The following is a 16,598-nucleotide window of genomic DNA, read 5'->3' as shown; positions in this document are numbered from 1 at the left end:
GATCGACCTGAATTCCTTAAAAACAAAACCTCCTCTTGGTCCGATCTCGGCACCTTGAGGAGGTTTTGTTTGTTCAGAGCGTCAGGCGGGAAGGCTTCTACCAGATGGGTTTGAGTTCAACTCTCCGGTTCAGCTTTCGGCCTTCTTCGTTTTCGTTGGTGGAGATGGGGTTCTTTTCGCCGTATCCGATAGCGGAGACGCGGCTTGTGTCAACCATGCCCTTTTCAACGAGGTACTTCTTGACCGCATTGGCGCGTCGTTCGGAAAGGCCCTGGTTGTATTTGTCGGTGCCGATGGAGCAGGTATGGCCTTCGAGTTCGACTCTCAATGACGGGTTGTCGTTCATGACCTTGACGATGTCATTCAGCAACGGATAGTATTCGGGTTTGACAACGGACTTGTCAAAGTCGAACAGGCAGTTCTGATCCAGAACCCAGCATCCTCTTTCATCGACCTTCACGCCCTTGGGGGTTCCGGGGCATGCATCGACATCATCGCAGACGCCGTCGCCATCGGAATCGACGCAGGGCTCTTCTGTGACGACAACCTCCGGCTCAGCCATGGGCAGCTTGTAGGCGGCCAGGATCTGGCTAATTCCAAGGGCGCTGTAAGCAGTAGAGGTTTTTCCGAGAACGATTTCGCCGTCAACGACCTTGCAATAGTTCACCGGCCCCTCAATCAAGGCAGCGTCTTCAGGGGACAGCGTAAGGCCATAGGCTGTAAAGATTCTGTGGTAATCCTCGGGGGTATATGCCATGGACTTGTCATTGAAGACGATACTGCCATCGACCACCTTGGCATAGCTTGCCGGGACACCTGCGGCAGCTTCCGGCGTCAGCTCCAGGCCGTAGGCGGTCAGAATCGCATTGAACGTTTGTGAGGAATAGCCTGTCGGAACGTTTTTGTATACGATCTGTCCGTCGGTTACCGTTGCGTAAATTGACGGGATATTGGCCGCGTCGGGGCTCAGCTCGATCGCAGCTGCGGGCAGGGCCATTGCCAGCGCAACCGCAAAACACATAACCATAATAATAATTTTTTTCATCTCTTTTTCCTCCTTAACATTAATAATCTGTTTCTTCCGTCCTCGCAGGGTGTCAATTATGGTCCGCCGATCACCTCCCTCCACCGTTGTCTGGTCAGTCAAAATACGTCGCCTGTGTATCCCTAACCGCCACAGGCCCCTCTGCGTCCCCTAATGAAGCCGGCCGGATGTGATATCCTGTTGCGAGGATATCCTTCATCTGTTCAATATCCGATTATGGCATCATACGGGAACATGCCTTTTTCTCGGGAAATTGTCAAACGCATAATGATGATATTAAAACAAATCGAATACGTTCCCGAAAAGAATGTCATCCTTTCAATTGAAAAAGACTCCTTCCCCAACACCGCGCCTTGGTTTTGAAGCCAATGTTATTCCCTGAAAAAGTTCCGATTTCAGAAAAAAGGACCATATTACAAACACCGGAAAACTTCAAGCGCGGACTATCTCCCGGAGGGCTGAGCATGTTGCGGGACAGTAAAAACATCAAATTATTTCAGTATGTTTTGCTGGTCTGCCGCAGGGATGCACCCCTCCACCGGTTTTATATCCTGTCTATCTAATTAGTTTTACGGTGATATGGTACGATAATCAAGAATAAATTGATCCGTTCTTGCGGATGGGTCGGAATTTCAGAAGGAAGGTGAGGGCAGGGGCCGGGGCATAAAGAAGATACCGCGGGGAAAAGCGTCATCCCCGCGGTTTGGAGGGGTTTGTCGGGGGTGTGGTGTCACACGGATCGATCGGTTCAGGACTTTTTGTATTTTGAATGGAGTCCGGCGGCTTCGGATTTTGCCAGTTTAATTTGGGAAGGCTTCATCTTCGATTCGATCAAAGACAGGTAATGCTTACCCGCGCCGTGCCCGTTGGCGGCGGCCAATGAGCACCACGCATAGGCCTTGACGTAATTCTTGGGGACGCCGGTTCCGTTGTAATGCATCAGGGCCAGATTGTAATGGGCGCCGGCATATCCCTGCTCGGCGGATTTGAGATACCACTTCATGGCCTCTGTGCTATTCTTGGGAACCCCTTCTCCGCTTTCATACATCATCCCGAGCTTGTTCTGGGCCCCGGCATACCCCTTTTCCGCCGCCTTTCGATACCAGCCCAGGGCTTTGGCATAGTCTTTCGGGGCGCCGTTTCCACTCTGATAGATCGCCCCAAGATTGTACTGGGCCACGGTGTACCCCTGGTCAGCGGCCTTGAGGTACCAGGCAAGGGCTTCGGTATTGTTCTTGGGAACCCCGTCGCCGTTGAAATAGATGGTCGCCATCTTATACTGGGCAACGCTATTGCCTTTCTCGGCAACTTTTTTGATCTGTTCCAGTGTCGGCTCCTGGGCGATCGTTTTCGCACTGATTGCGAAAAGGCTTCCGGACAATATCAAGGCAACCATCAATATTTTTTTCATCATCCCCTCTTTGTCATTCTGTCTTGTTCAAAAACGCATTTAAAAATATACAGTTGTTTATTGCAGAATATTTTTTTTGTTGTCAATCTGAAATTCGCGGCGCATCAGCCTTCCATGATGTTTTTCCGCCGCAGGCGATCCCGGCCGCCTCATGGCATGGGGAAGAAATCGCCCTTTCGGCACGCACTCTTGTATCATTATATCGGTCATTGCCGCAGTTGGCAATTCATTCTGTACATTTTTGCGAGAGTATGGCATCATCACTGGCTGTAACATGCTGTCCAAGCCCATTAAAACGGCATCCGCAGACGTGAGACCGGGAACATGATCCACGGATTGAAGGATTTTCAAAAAAAAAAATCGATTGACCAACAGTTTCGCAGAAAGTTCGAGATCAAGGCCCGCGCAGATATCGGGCTTTTTGCGGAACCGTCATGGATTGGGGATATGACCACGGAAAACGATATCGTACTCATCTATTTCGAAGACAAACCCATGACCTTTGCCCGGATCGAAGAGATCCAGGCCGACCACAAACCCGACTGGTATCACGTCAAGTTGTTGATGCTTCAGGTTCCTATTCAGGTGGTTACCTGGATTCTCAGAACGGCGTATATCAGCGGATCCGAGTTTACCATGAACGGGAACCGGATGCGGCTGGAGCAGGTGACGTGCCCAGAGGATCCTGAGACAGCGATTCCGGACGAGGACATTGTGGACGACACCCCCAAAACCGGGGAAAAAGGGAAGAAGGTCATCTCTTTCAGCGATTTGAAGAAGCATTGATTGACGCGCCATGAACATCGGATCCGTATCCCTCGACAATCCCACCGTCATGGCCCCGCTGGCCGGAATCACAAATCTGCCGCACCGCCTTCTTGCCCGGTCAGCCGGATGCGGACTGGTCGTCTCAGAGATGGTCAGCGCCAACGGCCTGGTTTACGGTTCCCATAACACCCTGCGGCTCCTCGCCAGCGATCCGGAGGAAAAGCCCATGGCCGTGCAGATTTTCGGTTCGGATCCCGGGGTGATGGCCGAAGCTGCCGCGATGGTCGAGGCCGCGGGCGCGGATATCCTGGACATCAATTTTGGATGCGCTGTCAAAAAGATCCTGAAATCCGGCTCGGGGGCAGCCCTCATGCGGGCTCCCGAACCGGCCCGCACCCTGCTTGCGGCGGTCCGCCGTCGGATTCGCATCCCCCTCACCATAAAGATCCGAAGCGGGTGGGACTCTTCCGGAGCCCAGGCCGTTGAAATTGCCCGCATCGCCGAGGACTGCGGCGTAGACGCCATCGCGGTCCATCCCAGGACGGCGGTTCAGGGATTTCGCGGCCGGTCCGACTGGACCGTTATCGGCGCCGTTAAGAAGGCGGTTTCCATACCGGTGATCGGAAACGGTGACGTCGTCGAACCGGAGGATGCCATCCGGATGCGCAACGCGACCGGATGCGATGCGGTCATGGTCGGTCGTGCCGCCATCGGGGCGCCCTGGATTTTTTCCCGGATCAACGCCCTCGATCGGGGGGAATCGGTCCCGGCGGAGCCCCTGTCGATGCGGATTGCGGCCATGATTCGCTATCTGAACGATTCGGTGGCCTACCTCGGGGAGGCTGCAGCCTGTCGCATGATGCGAAGCCGCCTGGGGTGGTTTGTCAAAGGGCTGCCGCACGGCAGCCGGTTCCGGGCATCCATCACGCATGTCAGTACGCGGGACGAGGCCCTTGGGTTGATCGACACCTTCCGGGAGATGGCCGAATCGGGTGAACCTGCGGCGCTTTCGGATGGCCCTTTCCGGCCGGCGTTCAATGAATGACAGGCCCGCCGGTTTCTAATGAAGGAGGCTCGAATGGCAAAGACCGCGCTGGTGCCCGTGGCCGACGGGACTGAAGAGATCGAAGCCGTCTGCATCATCGACGTTCTGCGTCGGGCCGGCGTTGACGTCACCGTGGCATCGGTCATGGACCGGCTTCAGGTGACCGCATCCCGGGGGGTGATGCTGGTGGCCGAGAAGCTGATTGGGGAATGCGCGGATCATCCCTGGGATCTGGTGGCCCTCCCGGGCGGAATGCCGGGTGCCCGGCACCTCAGGGACGCCGAGGCTCTAGGGCGAATACTTGACTGCCAGATGGCCTCCCGTCGGCTGTGCGGCGCCATCTGCGCAGCGCCGGCGGTGGTGCTTCAAGAAAGAGGGCTCCTCGTCGGCCTCACGGCCACCTGCCACCCTGCGTTCAGGGATCGGCTGCCCCAATACCGGGAGCCGGACCCGGAAAGCGCAAACGGTCGGCGCGTGGTGATCGACGGCCACTGCGTGACCAGCCAGGGGCCTGGAACGGCCCTTGAATTTGCGTTTTCCCTGGTGGCCCTGCTGTTGGGAGAAGAGAAGGCCGCAGAGGTTGCCGGCCCCATGATGATGGTGCCTTGGCACGTTGACAGGGACAAGGAGGTTCATGCATGACCATCACGAATTTTCTGCAGGAAGCGAAACGGCTGGAAATTCAGCCATACCGGAAACGGGCCAATGTGGAGGACTTGAAGCGGAAGAGCATCCCGTTCATCGGCTCCCCCCTGAAACATCCCGTGGACAAAACAAAAGTCATTCTCATCGTGGATCCATACAACCAGACGAACTTCTATTACGAATTCAAGTCGGAAGACATCACCTTTGTTGAGGATTTCCCGACCATCGTCAATGTCGACGGCGAGAATGTCACCATGGTAAAGCTCTGGATCCGAAAAGGCGGCCTGGGCATTCGATGCATGCCGTTTCTCGTGGAGGAAATTTCGCCGCCGTTTTGATCGGGGCCGGGGGCACCGGCGGAAGGAAAGACAACAAAAAACGGCAGCTCCTGAAAAAAGGCGCTGCCGTTTTTATTGATGAATGTTAAGCCGTCAGGGAACTGCCGTCAGCTTCACCGCGCACACTTTATATTCCGGTATGCCGGACACCGGATCCAGAGCGGCGTTGGTCAACTGGTTGGCCGCTGATTCCGCAAAATGGAACGGAATGAAAACGGTCCCGGTGACTGCGGTGGTGGAAACCTTGGCAAGCGCGGAAATCTTCCCTCGTCTGGAGCTGATTTCGACGGGGCTGCCGTCCTGGAGGCCATATTTTTTTGCGTCCTTGTGGGAGATCTCCACGAAGTTTTCGGGCACCCGCTCGTTCAACCCCTCGGATTTCCGGGTCATGGTGCCGGTATGGTAGTGGTAGAGCACGCGGCCGGTCGTCAGGAACAGGGGGTAGTCTTCGTCCGTGGCTTCCGCCGGCGGGATGAAGTCGATGGCATGGAAATTCCCCCTGCCGATGGGAAACTGCTCCTTGTGGAGGATCGGGGTCCCCGGATGGTCGGTCGTCGGGCAGGGCCAGTGGATGCCTTCATAGCTGATCCTGTCGTAGGTGATGCCGCCGTAGGACGGGGTGACCCGGGCGATTTCCGCCATGATGGCTTCGGCATTCTCGTAGTTCATGTCGAAGCCCATGCGGGCCGCGATCTGGGCGGTGATCCACCAGTCGTCCATGGCTTCGCCCGGCGGGTTGACGGCCTTTCGGATGCGCTGGACCCGCCGCTCCGTGTTGGAGAAGGTTCCGTCCTTTTCGGCAAAGCAGCTCGACGGGAAAACCACATCGGCCGCCTGGGCGGTCTCGGTCAGGAAAATGTCCTGGACCACCAGGAAGTCGAGATTGTCGATGCCCTTGACCACGTGCGCCAGGTCCGCGTCGGAGACCAGGGGGTTCTCGCCGATGATATAGAGCGCCTTGAGTTCCCCCTTGAGGGCCTTGGGGATCATCTCGGTCACCTTGAGGCCCACTTTTGTCGGGAGACCGGTCACGCCCCATGCGCTTTCCATCTTCTTGACGGCGTCCTCGCTGGTGACCGGCTGGTAGCCGCTGAAGACGTTGGGAAGCCCGCCCATGTCACAGGCGCCCTGAACGTTGTTCTGGCCCCGCAGAGGGTTGACGCCGCCGCCGGCATTGCCCAGGTTCCCCGTCAGCATGGCCAGATTGGCCAGGGATTTGACATTGTCCGTCCCCGAGATGTGCTGGGTGATCCCCATGCAGTAGACGATGGAGGCATTCTTCGCGGTAGCGTATACGCGGGCGGCTTCGACGAGGCTCTGGGCCGGGATGCCGGTGATATCTTCTACATATTCCGGGGTGAATTTCTCGACCATCGATTTGAGCGCTTCGAATCCTTGGGTCCGGTTTTCGATGAATGTCTTATCCTGAAGGTCTTCCTTGATGATGACATGCATCAGGCCGTTGATCCAGGCGACATCGGTTCCCAGATTCTGGCGGAGCCAGTGGTGGGCGAAGGTGGATATCTTGATCCGCCTGGGGTCGACCACGATGAGTTTGGCGCCTTTGAACTTTACGGCACGTTTGATGTAGGATGAGATGACCGGATGGTTCTCCGTCGTATTGGAGCCGGTAACCAGAATCACATCGGCCTCTTCCAGGTCGCCGATGGTGTTCGTCATTGCGCCACTTCCGAATGCTGCGGCCAGACCGGCCACGGTGGAGCTGTGTCAGAGACGGGCGCAATGATCGATATTGTTTGTTTTCAGGACCGCCCGGGTGAATTTGTTCGCCAGGTAGTTGTCTTCGTTGCTCACGCGGGCCGAGGTCAGTACGCCGATGGTATCGGGCCCGCTTTTCCGTTTGATGGCGCCGAGTTTATCAGCCGTGAGGGTCAGGGCTTCATCCCAGGAGGCTTTCCGGAATTTCCCGTTTTCCTTGATGAGCGGCGTGGTGAGGCGTTCCCCGGACCCGATGAAATCAAACCCGAACCGCCCTTTCACGCAGAGGCAGCCGTAGTTGGGGGCGACGTCCTCGACGCCCGTCACCTTGACCACCTTGTCGTTTTTCACGTGGAGGTAAAGCTGGCATCCGACGCCGCAGTAGCTGCATGTGGTGCGGATCTTTCGGGTCTCCCAGGGGCGCACCGCGTATCGGGCGTTCTTCTCCACCAGCGCGCCGACCGGGCATGCCTGAACGCATTCCCCGCAGAAAACGCATTCCGAATTCTTCAGGGGCTTGTCCTCGGCGGCGATGATTTTGGTGGCCGTGCCCCGGTATCCGAAACTGATGGCATTGTTGACCTGGACGTCGTTGCAGGCCTGGACGCATCGGCCGCACTTGATGCATCTCGAAAAATCCCGGACGATGAACGGGTTGACATCTTCCATGGGATAGGGGACGTCGCTTCGGGGAAACCGCTCCGCCGAAACCTGGTATTGGTAGGCGAGGTGCTGGAGTTCACAGTCGCCCCATACCGGGCAGAGATTCTTGTTCTGGTCATACTGGTTGACATCGAGCTGGAACCGGGTCCATTCCCGGTCGTCGGATACCCGAACCGCACAGTTATGATTCCCGGAAGAGAGCATCAGTTGAAGGACCAGGCGTCGGGCTTCGATGACCTTCGGGGATTCGGTCAGAACCACCATGCCCTTGCCTGCCGGGGCGGCACAGGAAGCCACCAGACTGCGGGCGCCTTTGACTTCGACGACGCATATCCGGCACTGGCCGGTGGGCGTCGTATTTTTCAGGTGGCATAGGGTCGGGATAGGGATGCTGTTCCGCTTCGCCACCTGAAGGATGGTCTCTCCGGGAGTGAACGGGACCTCATTCCCATTGATGACGATGGTGTTTTCTGCGTCCATGCTAAGTTGTCTCCTTCAGACCTTGGTTGGTTTTTCTGTCATAATGAAAAATCAAATTGACTATTTATAGAAACTTCGGAGATTTGTCAATCCGTGATTTTTTTAAGGAACCCGGCCATCGGGGCGCGAGCCAGCAGCAGAGCCCCGCGCCGATCACCGCGCCAGCGGTATCCGCCAGAAGGTCGGCAGCATCGGCGCTCCGGGAGGGCACGAAGGCCTGATGGAATTCATCCATGGCGCCGTAAAGGGACGTGAACAGAACGCTTGAAACCCACGTCCGGCGAAGGGGGGCTTCGGGGCGGATCGAAGCGTGCGCCCGGAAAAACAGCGCCGCGAGGAGGGCATACCCCAGGAGATGGAGGAGCTTGTCGGCCATGGGGACGCCCCGGGAGGCGACCGGGCTCGGGAAGGAGGATTGCACAAAAATGAGCAGGCAGTAGAGGATCACTGGAAGCCAGTAACCCAGAAATCGCTTGAAGGTCAACGTCATGGTCTTTCCTCGGGGGATGGACGCCGCATGATCCGGTTTCGGACATCAATCCTTGAACAGATCCTGGTCCAGGCGCCTCTTGCGGATATGATCCTGGGCTTTGGCGAGGAAATCGTCCCGGGCCACGCCATATTTGACCGCGCCGTCCAGGGTCCGGATCGAAAGGGTCCCGGCCTCCCGTTCCTTGGCGCCGATGGTCAGGATCAGGGGGATGTATTCCAGTTGGGCCTCGCGGATCTTCCGGTTCAGGCTTTCGGTTCGGTCGTCGGTCTCGACGCGCATGCCGCCCGCCTCCAGAAACCTCTTGACCTCATTGGCATACGGGGCCAGATCGTCGTTGATGGGAAGAAGCTTTGCCTGAACCGGCGAGAGCCACAGGGGGAATTTCCCGGCGAAATGCTCGGTCAGGATGCCGAAAAACCGCTCGATGGAACCGTAGATCACCCGGTGGATCATGATCGGGCGGTGCTTTTCGTTGTCCTGGCCCACATAGTCCAGGTCGAACCGCTCGGGCAGGGACATGTCGAGCTGAACGGTGCCGCACTGCCAGGTTCTTCCCAGGGCGTCCTTGATGTGAACGTCGATTTTCGGGCCGTAGAAAGCGCCGTCGCCCTCGTTGATCTTGTATTCCCGGCCATAGGCGTCGAGGGCCTTTCGCAGGCCGTCCGTCGCCTGTGCCCACTGTTCGTCGGTGCCGATGGATTTTTTCGGGCGGGTGGAAAGCTCCAGGTGAAACCCCAGCCCGAAGGTGCTGTAAATCTCTTCGACCAGTCTGAGCACGCCCAGGATTTCCCCTTCGATCTGGTCGGGCGTCATGAAGATGTGGGCATCGTCCTGGTGAAAGGCCCGGACCCGGAACAGTCCGGAGAGCACGCCGCTCATCTCGTGGCGGTGGACCAGCCCGATTTCGGCCTGCCGCAGGGGGAGTTCCTTGTAGGAGTGGGGCTTGCTGGCGTAAAGCAGCATGCCGCCGGGGCAGTTCATGGGCTTGATGGCATAGTCCATCTCGTCGATGCTGGAGGTATACATGTTCTCCCGGTAGTTCTCCCAGTGGCCGCTCCGCTCCCACAGCATCCGGTGAAGCATGATGGGGGTCTTGGTCTCCACATACCCGGCCTTCCGGTGGGCTTCCCGCCAGTATTCCAGGAGCGTGTTCCAGACCGTCATCCCTTTGGCGTGGAAAAAGGGCATGCCCGGCGCCTCGTCGTGGAAGCTGAACAGGTCCAGCCGCTCCCCGAGCTTCCGGTGGTTGCGCTTCCGGGCCTCTTCGAGAAAATCGAGGTGCTGCTTCAGATCTTTTTTGTCGAAAAAGGCGGTGCCGTAAATCCGTTTGAGCTGGGCGTTGTTCTGATCGGCGCGCCAGTAGGCCCCGGATGTCTTCATCAATTTGAAGGCCTTGATGAAACCGGTGTGGGGGAGGTGGGGCCCCCGGCAGAGGTCCGTAAATTCACCCTGCTCATAGAAGGAGATGGTGCCGTCGGGGAGGTCCTCGATCATTTCGAGCTTGTAGGGCTCGCTCTGGTAAAACTGCAGGGCGTCGGCTTTCGAGACGGTTTTGCGGCGGATGGGCAGCTTGTCGTTGACGATCTTCCGCATCTCGTCTTCGATTTTGGAAAAATCATCCTCCGACACGGCCCCCATGTCGATATCGTAGTAAAACCCGTCTTCCACCACCGGCCCGATGGTGAGGTGCGCGTCCTTGTGGATCCGCAGGATGGCCTGGGCCATGACGTGGGCTGCGCTGTGCCGGAGAATGTCCATGGCTTCGGGATCTTTCGTGGTGATCAGGCGGACCGATGCATCGCGGGAGATCTCCTGGTACAGGTCGAACAGGCGGCCGTCGATCTCCATGGCCACGCAGTTTCGCGCAAGCCCTTCCGAAATGCTCTGTGCCACGTCCAATCCGGTGGGGATGGTTTCGAATGTTTTGATGTTTCCATCGGGAAGCGTGATATGGATCATGATGTTCACCTGGGAGCGTTTTTTTCGGTTGTTTTGGATGACTGCCGATTGCGATAAACTTTTCACGGAACCGTTGATGGGCGGATGCCTGTCCGCCGCAAATATTTGAATTGATAAATTTAAGAGAAAAGGTCATCAGGGTCAAGAAAAAAAATGATCCCGGCTGAAAATGGAAACCGGCGTTTTTATGTTTCAGCGGGCGGCCGATACTTCCCCGGGGCGGGTCTCCTTCCCCGGGCTCCCGTTGAAAAAACGTCAGAACTGTTTTTTTCTTAAGCATTTTATGATACGTTATCCAAAATCGTTTTACACAAGGTCTTGTCAAAAGGTCGAGATCAAGGGCTGCGCATCCCGGGGAAAGCGGGCGCCTGCAATACGCCGCAACGGCGAGGGAATCGCAGTGCCCGGATGTCGGGCTTTTACGGGGCCGCCACCTGATGATCACAGATGCAAAAGAGATATGGAAACCCAGAATTCACTCAAAACACACCCGGCGGTCCCAGCCGGAGAGGATTGCGGAGAGCCGATCCGCCAGGCGGCCCGCCAGACCTGCTATCACCTGATCGCCGACGCATCGGCGCTGGATGCCTTTGTGGACGGGCTCAATGGCGAACCGGTGATCGCCGTCGATCTGGAAGCCGATTCCATGTATCACTACCGGGAACGGGTCTGCCTGATACAGATCACCGCGGGAAAGACGGTCGGCATCATCGATCCGCTTGCGCTGGACGATCTGTCCGGCCTGCGTCCCGTTTTCGCCGACCCCCGGGTTCGAAAGGTGTTTCACGGCGCAGACTATGACATCCGCTCCCTCAGAAGGGATTTCGGCATCGCGGTCCAGAACCTGTTCGACACCCAGGTCGCCTGCCGGTTTCTGGGGTATCGGGAGAGCGGGCTGGAGGCCGTAATCCGCAGCCAGTTCGATGTCGTTCTCGACAAGAAGTTTCAGAAGAAAAACTGGTCCAGCCGTCCGTTGCCCCATGATATGCTGACCTATGCGGCCTCGGACACCCTGTATCTCATCCCCCTCGCCGAGCGCCTGCTGTCCGCCCTGCGGGAAAAGCTGCGCCTGCCATGGGTGCTGGAGGAGTGCAGACTTCTCAGCCAGGTCCGGGCCCTTCCGGAAAACAGCGAGCCCCTCTTTTTCAAATTCAAGGGGGCCGGCCGCCTTCGGCCTCGAAGCTTGGCCGTGCTGGAGGCCCTTCTCCAGCTTCGGCGGGAGATCGCAGAAAAGAAGGATCGGCCGCTCTTCAAGGTGCTGGGCAACGAGACGGTCATGAAGATCGTCAAGGGGCGGCCGATGTCTCTGGCCCAACTGGAGCGGAGCGGAGGGCTGAGCCGGAAACAGTTGGAAATGTACGGGAATGCGGTTGTCCAGAGCGTACTGACAGCCTTGGAGACGCCTGAAGCGGATCTTCCCGATTATCCCCGTAAAAAATCGCCTGTGCTCTCCCCTCGGGTTCCCGAAAGGATCAACGCCCTCAAAGACTGGCGGGACAGTGAAGCGGCCGGGCTGGAGATCGACCCCACCCTGATCTGCAACAAGTCTCTCCTGACGACCCTCGCCGTGAACAATCCCCATAACGCGGGCGCCCTGGAAACCATCGACGAGTTGAAGGCATGGCAGCGCGAGGCTTTCGGGGCCGATATCCTGGCCGTCCTGAACGCTCTCCGGAAGCCCCGCAAGCCGTCCAGGGCCGGAAATCGACGGAGAAAAAAAGACCCGGCCGAAGGCGGTCTGCTCCCGTAGCATTTCTAAAATTTCGATGAGGTGGACCATGGAAGAAAGGGTGTCATTCCCGTCCGGGGAATACCGCCTGGAGGGGTATTATCATCCCGGGAGCGAGAAGGGGGCGGTCATCACCCATCCCCATCCCCTGTATGGCGGGGACATGAACAATATCGTGGTGGAGACCCTGGTGCTGGCCTACCAGAGAAAGGGATACGCCACCCTGCGGTTCAATTTCCGGGGGACGGGAAAAATCGAAGGCCGTCACGCGGACGGCATGGGGGAGCGGGAGGATGTTCTTGCCGCGGTCAGGCTTCTGGCGGAAAAGGGCGTTCGGCAGATCGATCTGGCCGGCTATTCTTTCGGGGCCTGGGTGAACGCCCATATCGACTGTCAAAGCGCCGGTATCCGTCGAATGGTCATGGTGTCTCCCCCGGTCAATTTTCTCGATTTTGCCGCAGTCGGTCCCATCCCCTGCCTGAGGCTGGTCGTCCTCGGAGACGACGACGAATTCGGGAATGAATCCCGTGTTCGGAAGATGATGACGCACTGGAACCCGGATGCTCGGTATGCGGTACTTCCGGATACCGATCATTTTTACTCCGGTGCCCTGCGCGATCTGGAGGCGGCGCTTGCGGAAAACCTGTGAAGAAGATTGAAGACTGTTTCCTTCGGCGTTCAGCCTAAGCCCCTTCAGCCTTCAGCCTCATTCTCCCTTCGATCCAATCGATCCAGGCGTCCAGTCCTTCGCCGGTTTTGGTCGACATTTCAAACACCGGCATCCCGGGGTGAACCTGCCGGATATATCCCAGGGCGGCGTCCCGGTCGTAGTCAAGATAGGGAAGGAGGTCGGTTTTGTTGAGGACGGCCGCGTCGCATTCACGGAACATGAGCGGGTATTTCACGGGCTTGTCCTCGCCCTCCGTGACGCTCAGGACCACGGCCCGCGCATCCTCGCCGATGTCGAATTCGGCGGGGCAGACCAGGTTGCCGATATTTTCGACGATCAGAAGATCCAACTCTCCCAGATCAAGGTTTTCCGCGGCCTTTTCGATGACATGGGCCGCAAGGTGGCAGTCGCCCCCGAACTCGTCGGTGTTGACCTGGACCACGGGCGCTCCGGTCTTTGCGAGCCGGTCGGCATCATGGGAGGTGCAGATGTCTCCCACGATCACCCCGCTCCGAATGCCGGGCATGATCCGTGCCAGGGTTTTTTCGAGCAGGGTCGTCTTCCCGGAGCCGGGCGAACTCATGACATTCAGGACAAACACCTTGTTTTCGGCAAACCGCTCACGGTTCCGCCGGGCATTGGTGTTGTTGACATCCAGAACCTTGCGAACGACTTTGACTTCCATGTTTCAATTCCTTCTGTAAAATTCCCATCGGGCGCATCGCGATGCTCGGGCGCATTGCGATGCGCCCCTACGCATCTGCAATATCGATGGAAACGATTTCCAGTTCTTGGCCCGAGACGATCTGGACGGAACCGCCGCCGCACCGGGCGCAGAGAAATTCGGGGCGCTCCGCGATCCACTCGTGTCCGCAGTCCCCGCATTTTGCCGAGACCGGAATTTCCTGGATGTTCAGGGTGGAATTCGCAAGCGGCGTATCCCGGACGATCACATCGTAGCAGAACCTGAGGCTGTCCGGGACCACGGCCGAGAGTTTTCCCACCCTCAGATTCACCCGCTCCACGCGGCTTCCGGCCATGTCTTCGGGAATGGCAGCGGTCGCGATCTCCACCACCTGCATGGCGATCCCCATTTCGTGCATCGGTCTCGGCTTCCTTCAATCTCCGGAAGGGGGCGCCGTCCCCGCCTGCGGACGCGCGGGCGGGGACGACCTTACCGGGGAGGGGTTATTTGAACGTCTCTGCGCAGACATCGCCCAGGTACGCCAGGTTTTCACAGACGTGGATGCCGTTGGCCTTCATGGCCGCGACCTTGCTCTGGCCGGTGCCGCTGTTGCCGCTGATGATGGCGCCGGCATGGCCCATGCGGCGGCCCGGAGGCGCGGTCAGGCCCGCGATGAAGCCCACAACCGGTTTGGTGACGTTGACCTTGATGTAATCGGCCGCCTCTTCCTCGGCGCTGCCGCCGATTTCACCGATCATGACGATGCCTTCGGTGGCGTCGTCGGCCTGGAAGCGGCTCAGGCAGTCGATGAAATTGGTGCCGTTGACCGGGTCGCCGCCGATGCCGATGCACGTGGTCTGGCCGAGGCCGGCCAGGGTGAGCGCGTGGACGGCTTCATAGGTCAGGGTCCCGGAGCGGGAGACCACGCCGATCTTTCCGGCTTTATGGATCTTTGCGGGCATGATGCCGATCTTGCATTCCCCGGGAGTGATGATGCCGGGGCAGTTGGGGCCGATCAGGCGGACGGGTTTGCCCTTGATGTAGTTCTTGACCTTCATCATGTCCATGACCGGGATGCCCTCGGTGATGCAGACGATCAGGGGAACCTCGGCGTCGGTGGCCTCCATGATGGCGTCGGCCGCGAAGGGGGGCGGCACGAAGATCATGCTGGCGTTGGCGCCGGCCTTTACGACGGCATCCCTGACGGAGTTGAAGACCGGGACCTCATCCATCATCATGCCGCCTTTGCCCGGCGTGACGCCGGCCACGACCTTCGTCCCGTATTCGATGCACGCGCGGGTATGGAACTGGCCCTCTTTCCCCGTGATCCCCTGCACTAAAAGTTTCGTGTCTGTATTGACGAGTATGCTCACTGTGGTGTCCTCACTTGAAAGCGGTGGTGGTTTCTTACTGGATGGCTTCTGTCAACTTCCGGGCGGCGTCCTTGAGGTCTGCCGCGTTGATGAGCGCAAGACCGGAATCCGCGAGGATCTTCCGACCCTCCTCCAGGTTGGTGCCTTCCATGCGGATGATGACCGGGACCTTCATGCCGACCTTCTGGGCCGCCTGAACCACGCCGTTGGCCAGCCGGTCGCACCGGAGGATGCCGCCGAAGATGTTGATGAGGATGGCTTTGACGTTGGGATCGTTCTGAAGGATGCGGAAGCCGTTTTCGATCTGCTCCGCGCTGGCGCCGCCGCCCACGTCCAGAAAGTTGACCGGATTTCCGCCGGCGAACTTGATGCAGTCCATGGTGGCCATGGCCAGGCCGGCGCCGTTGACCATGTTGCCCACGTTTCCGCCGCCGCCCAGGTGGATGTAATTGAGCTGGTATTTGGAGGCCTCCACCTCGGTCGGGTCTTCTTCGTCCAGGTCCCGGTATTCGGCGACGTCCTTATGGCGGTAGAGGGCGTTGTCGTCGAAGTCCATTTTGGCGTCGAGGGCGATGACGCTGTTCTCCGCCGTCAGGACCAGGGGATTGATCTCGACCATGGAGCAGTCGTAGCCGACCGCCAGATGGTACAGATTTTTCAGGAGGGTCGTGAAGGATTTCATGGCCTCGGCGGGAATGTTGAGCCCGAAGGCGGCGGCCCGGAGATGGTAGGGCATGAGCCCCAGAAGCGGGTCTACGTAAACCTTGATGATCTTTTCAGGCGTTTTTTCGGCCACCTCCTCGATGTCCATGCCGCCGGCTTCGCTGGCCATGATGACCATCTTGGCCGTAGACCGGTCGGGAAGGACGCTGAGGTACAGCTCTTTTACGATATTGAGGCCCTCTTCGATGAGGAGCTTCCTGACAAGCCTGCCTTCGGGGCCCGTCTGCTTGGTCACGAGGGTCATGCCCAGGATCTGGTTCGCGAAGGCGTCGAATTCGCCCGCATTCTTTGCGACCTTGACGCCGCCGCCCTTGCCCCTGCCGCCGGCATGGATCTGTGCCTTGACCACGACCGGGAACCGGCCGAGTTTCTCCGCCACGGCCTTGGCTTCTTCAACGCTGAAAGCGACGCTGCCGTCGGGCACCGCGACGCTGTGTTTTCTGAATAATTCCTTGGCTTGGTATTCGTGGATCTTCATGATCTCCCTGCTTTCTCGTCTGTCGGTTTGGGTTGGGTTCGGGCCGGGGTGGCAGCCCTGGGGCCGTCACCCCGCGATTCACATGATGAATGTCAGCCAATCACGCAGAGGACGGCGCCTTTGGAAACCGAATCACCGCTCGAGAAGTTGATGGCCTTGATCGTGCCGTCGCATGGCGCCGGCAAGGCGTTTTCCATTTTCATGGCCTCCAGAATCACCACGGTGTCGCCCTTTTTGACGGCTTCGCCGACCTTCTTGGCGTAAGAGACGACCATGCCGGGCATGGGCGAGGTCAGGGGGGTTCCGGCGACATCGGCGGCAGCCGGCGCGGGTGCTGCGGCTTTGGGTGCTGCGGCTTTCGGCGCCGCAGGGGC

The 16,598-nt window shown here is 58.4% G+C and carries 17 protein-coding genes; 6 read left to right on the top strand and 11 right to left on the bottom strand.

From position 1 onward, the window contains the following. Positions 1-97: 97 nt before the first annotated feature. From ACEW8N_RS05360 to ACEW8N_RS05350, 3 genes are all read right to left on the bottom strand, one after another. On the bottom strand, positions 98-1,045 hold the full coding sequence (locus ACEW8N_RS05360; protein WP_373498776.1) for an OmpA family protein: 948 nt from the start codon (positions 1,043-1,045) through the stop codon (positions 98-100). Positions 1,046-1,793: 748 nt separating this feature from the next. Continuing rightward, positions 1,794-2,456, bottom strand: coding sequence for a tetratricopeptide repeat protein (locus ACEW8N_RS05355; protein WP_373498775.1), 663 nt, complete (start codon positions 2,454-2,456; stop codon positions 1,794-1,796). Positions 2,457-2,513: 57 nt separating this feature from the next. After that, on the bottom strand, positions 2,514-2,747 hold the full coding sequence (locus ACEW8N_RS05350) for a hypothetical protein (protein WP_373498774.1): 234 nt from the start codon (positions 2,745-2,747) through the stop codon (positions 2,514-2,516). A gap of 156 nt (positions 2,748-2,903) precedes the next feature. Between ACEW8N_RS05350 and ACEW8N_RS05345 the strand changes: the two genes are divergently transcribed. From ACEW8N_RS05345 to ACEW8N_RS05330, 4 genes are read left to right on the top strand one after another with little or no spacing between them, the layout of a single operon-like run. Beyond that, positions 2,904-3,242, top strand: a complete 339-nt coding sequence (locus tag ACEW8N_RS05345) for a hypothetical protein (RefSeq protein ID WP_373498773.1) — start codon at positions 2,904-2,906, stop codon at positions 3,240-3,242. A 10-nt stretch (positions 3,243-3,252) separates the two neighbouring features. After that, positions 3,253-4,269: a tRNA dihydrouridine synthase DusB gene (dusB, locus tag ACEW8N_RS05340; protein WP_373498772.1), complete on the top strand. Its 1,017-nt coding sequence runs from the start codon at positions 3,253-3,255 to the stop codon at positions 4,267-4,269. Between the two features lie 33 nt (positions 4,270-4,302). Beyond that, a complete protein-coding gene (locus ACEW8N_RS05335; RefSeq protein WP_373498771.1) occupies positions 4,303-4,911 on the top strand; it encodes a DJ-1 family glyoxalase III in 609 nt (202 codons plus the stop codon). After that, on the top strand, positions 4,908-5,252 hold the full coding sequence (locus ACEW8N_RS05330) for an inorganic pyrophosphatase Ppa (RefSeq protein WP_373498770.1): 345 nt from the start codon (positions 4,908-4,910) through the stop codon (positions 5,250-5,252). The genes ACEW8N_RS05335 and ACEW8N_RS05330 overlap by 4 nt, the downstream gene beginning before the upstream one ends. 93 nt (positions 5,253-5,345) lie before the next feature. Here the strand turns inward: ACEW8N_RS05330 and fdhF are convergent, their stop codons facing one another. The 3 genes from fdhF to thrS form a co-directional block, all read right to left on the bottom strand. Further along, the gene (gene fdhF, locus ACEW8N_RS05325; protein ID WP_373498769.1) at positions 5,346-8,114 is read right to left on the bottom strand and encodes a formate dehydrogenase subunit alpha; all 2,769 of its coding nucleotides are present in this window, start codon (positions 8,112-8,114) and stop codon (positions 5,346-5,348) included. 64 nt (positions 8,115-8,178) lie between these two features. Next, the gene (locus ACEW8N_RS05320) at positions 8,179-8,604 is read right to left on the bottom strand and encodes a VanZ family protein (RefSeq protein ID WP_373498768.1); all 426 of its coding nucleotides are present in this window, start codon (positions 8,602-8,604) and stop codon (positions 8,179-8,181) included. A 45-nt stretch (positions 8,605-8,649) separates the two neighbouring features. Beyond that, entirely contained in the window at positions 8,650-10,566 is a 1,917-nt protein-coding gene (gene thrS / locus ACEW8N_RS05315) for a threonine--tRNA ligase (protein WP_373498767.1), read from the bottom strand. A 460-nt stretch (positions 10,567-11,026) separates the two neighbouring features. Between thrS and ACEW8N_RS05310 the strand changes: the two genes are divergently transcribed. Together ACEW8N_RS05310 and ACEW8N_RS05305 are read left to right on the top strand one after the other, a co-directional pair. Beyond that, complete coding sequence (locus ACEW8N_RS05310) at positions 11,027-12,316, top strand: ribonuclease D (protein WP_373498766.1); 1,290 nt, start codon at positions 11,027-11,029, stop codon at positions 12,314-12,316. Between the two features lie 28 nt (positions 12,317-12,344). Continuing rightward, on the top strand, positions 12,345-12,944 hold the full coding sequence (locus tag ACEW8N_RS05305) for an alpha/beta hydrolase (RefSeq protein ID WP_373498765.1): 600 nt from the start codon (positions 12,345-12,347) through the stop codon (positions 12,942-12,944). 34 nt (positions 12,945-12,978) lie between these two features. Here ACEW8N_RS05305 and hypB read toward each other — a convergent pair whose 3' ends face one another. From hypB to ACEW8N_RS05280, 5 genes are all read right to left on the bottom strand, one after another. After that, positions 12,979-13,650: a hydrogenase nickel incorporation protein HypB gene (gene hypB / locus ACEW8N_RS05300; protein WP_373498764.1), complete on the bottom strand. Its 672-nt coding sequence runs from the start codon at positions 13,648-13,650 to the stop codon at positions 12,979-12,981. Between the two features lie 67 nt (positions 13,651-13,717). Beyond that, positions 13,718-14,068 (bottom strand): hydrogenase maturation nickel metallochaperone HypA, encoded by a 351-nt coding sequence (locus ACEW8N_RS05295; protein ID WP_373498763.1) that lies wholly within the window; start codon positions 14,066-14,068, stop codon positions 13,718-13,720. A gap of 85 nt (positions 14,069-14,153) precedes the next feature. Further along, entirely contained in the window at positions 14,154-15,023 is an 870-nt protein-coding gene (gene sucD, locus ACEW8N_RS05290; protein WP_373498762.1) for a succinate--CoA ligase subunit alpha, read from the bottom strand. A gap of 34 nt (positions 15,024-15,057) precedes the next feature. Next, on the bottom strand, positions 15,058-16,224 hold the full coding sequence (sucC, locus tag ACEW8N_RS05285) for an ADP-forming succinate--CoA ligase subunit beta (RefSeq protein ID WP_373498761.1): 1,167 nt from the start codon (positions 16,222-16,224) through the stop codon (positions 15,058-15,060). Positions 16,225-16,316: 92 nt separating this feature from the next. Then, positions 16,317-16,598, bottom strand: a 282-nt coding sequence (locus tag ACEW8N_RS05280; RefSeq protein ID WP_373498760.1) for an acetyl-CoA carboxylase biotin carboxyl carrier protein subunit, incomplete at its 5' end; no start/stop codon positions are given.

The organism is Desulfococcus sp., from assembly GCF_041737845.1.
Lineage (GTDB): Bacteria > Desulfobacterota > Desulfobacteria > Desulfobacterales > Desulfococcaceae > Desulfococcus.
This window is presented reverse-complemented; position numbering and strand designations above follow the sequence as displayed.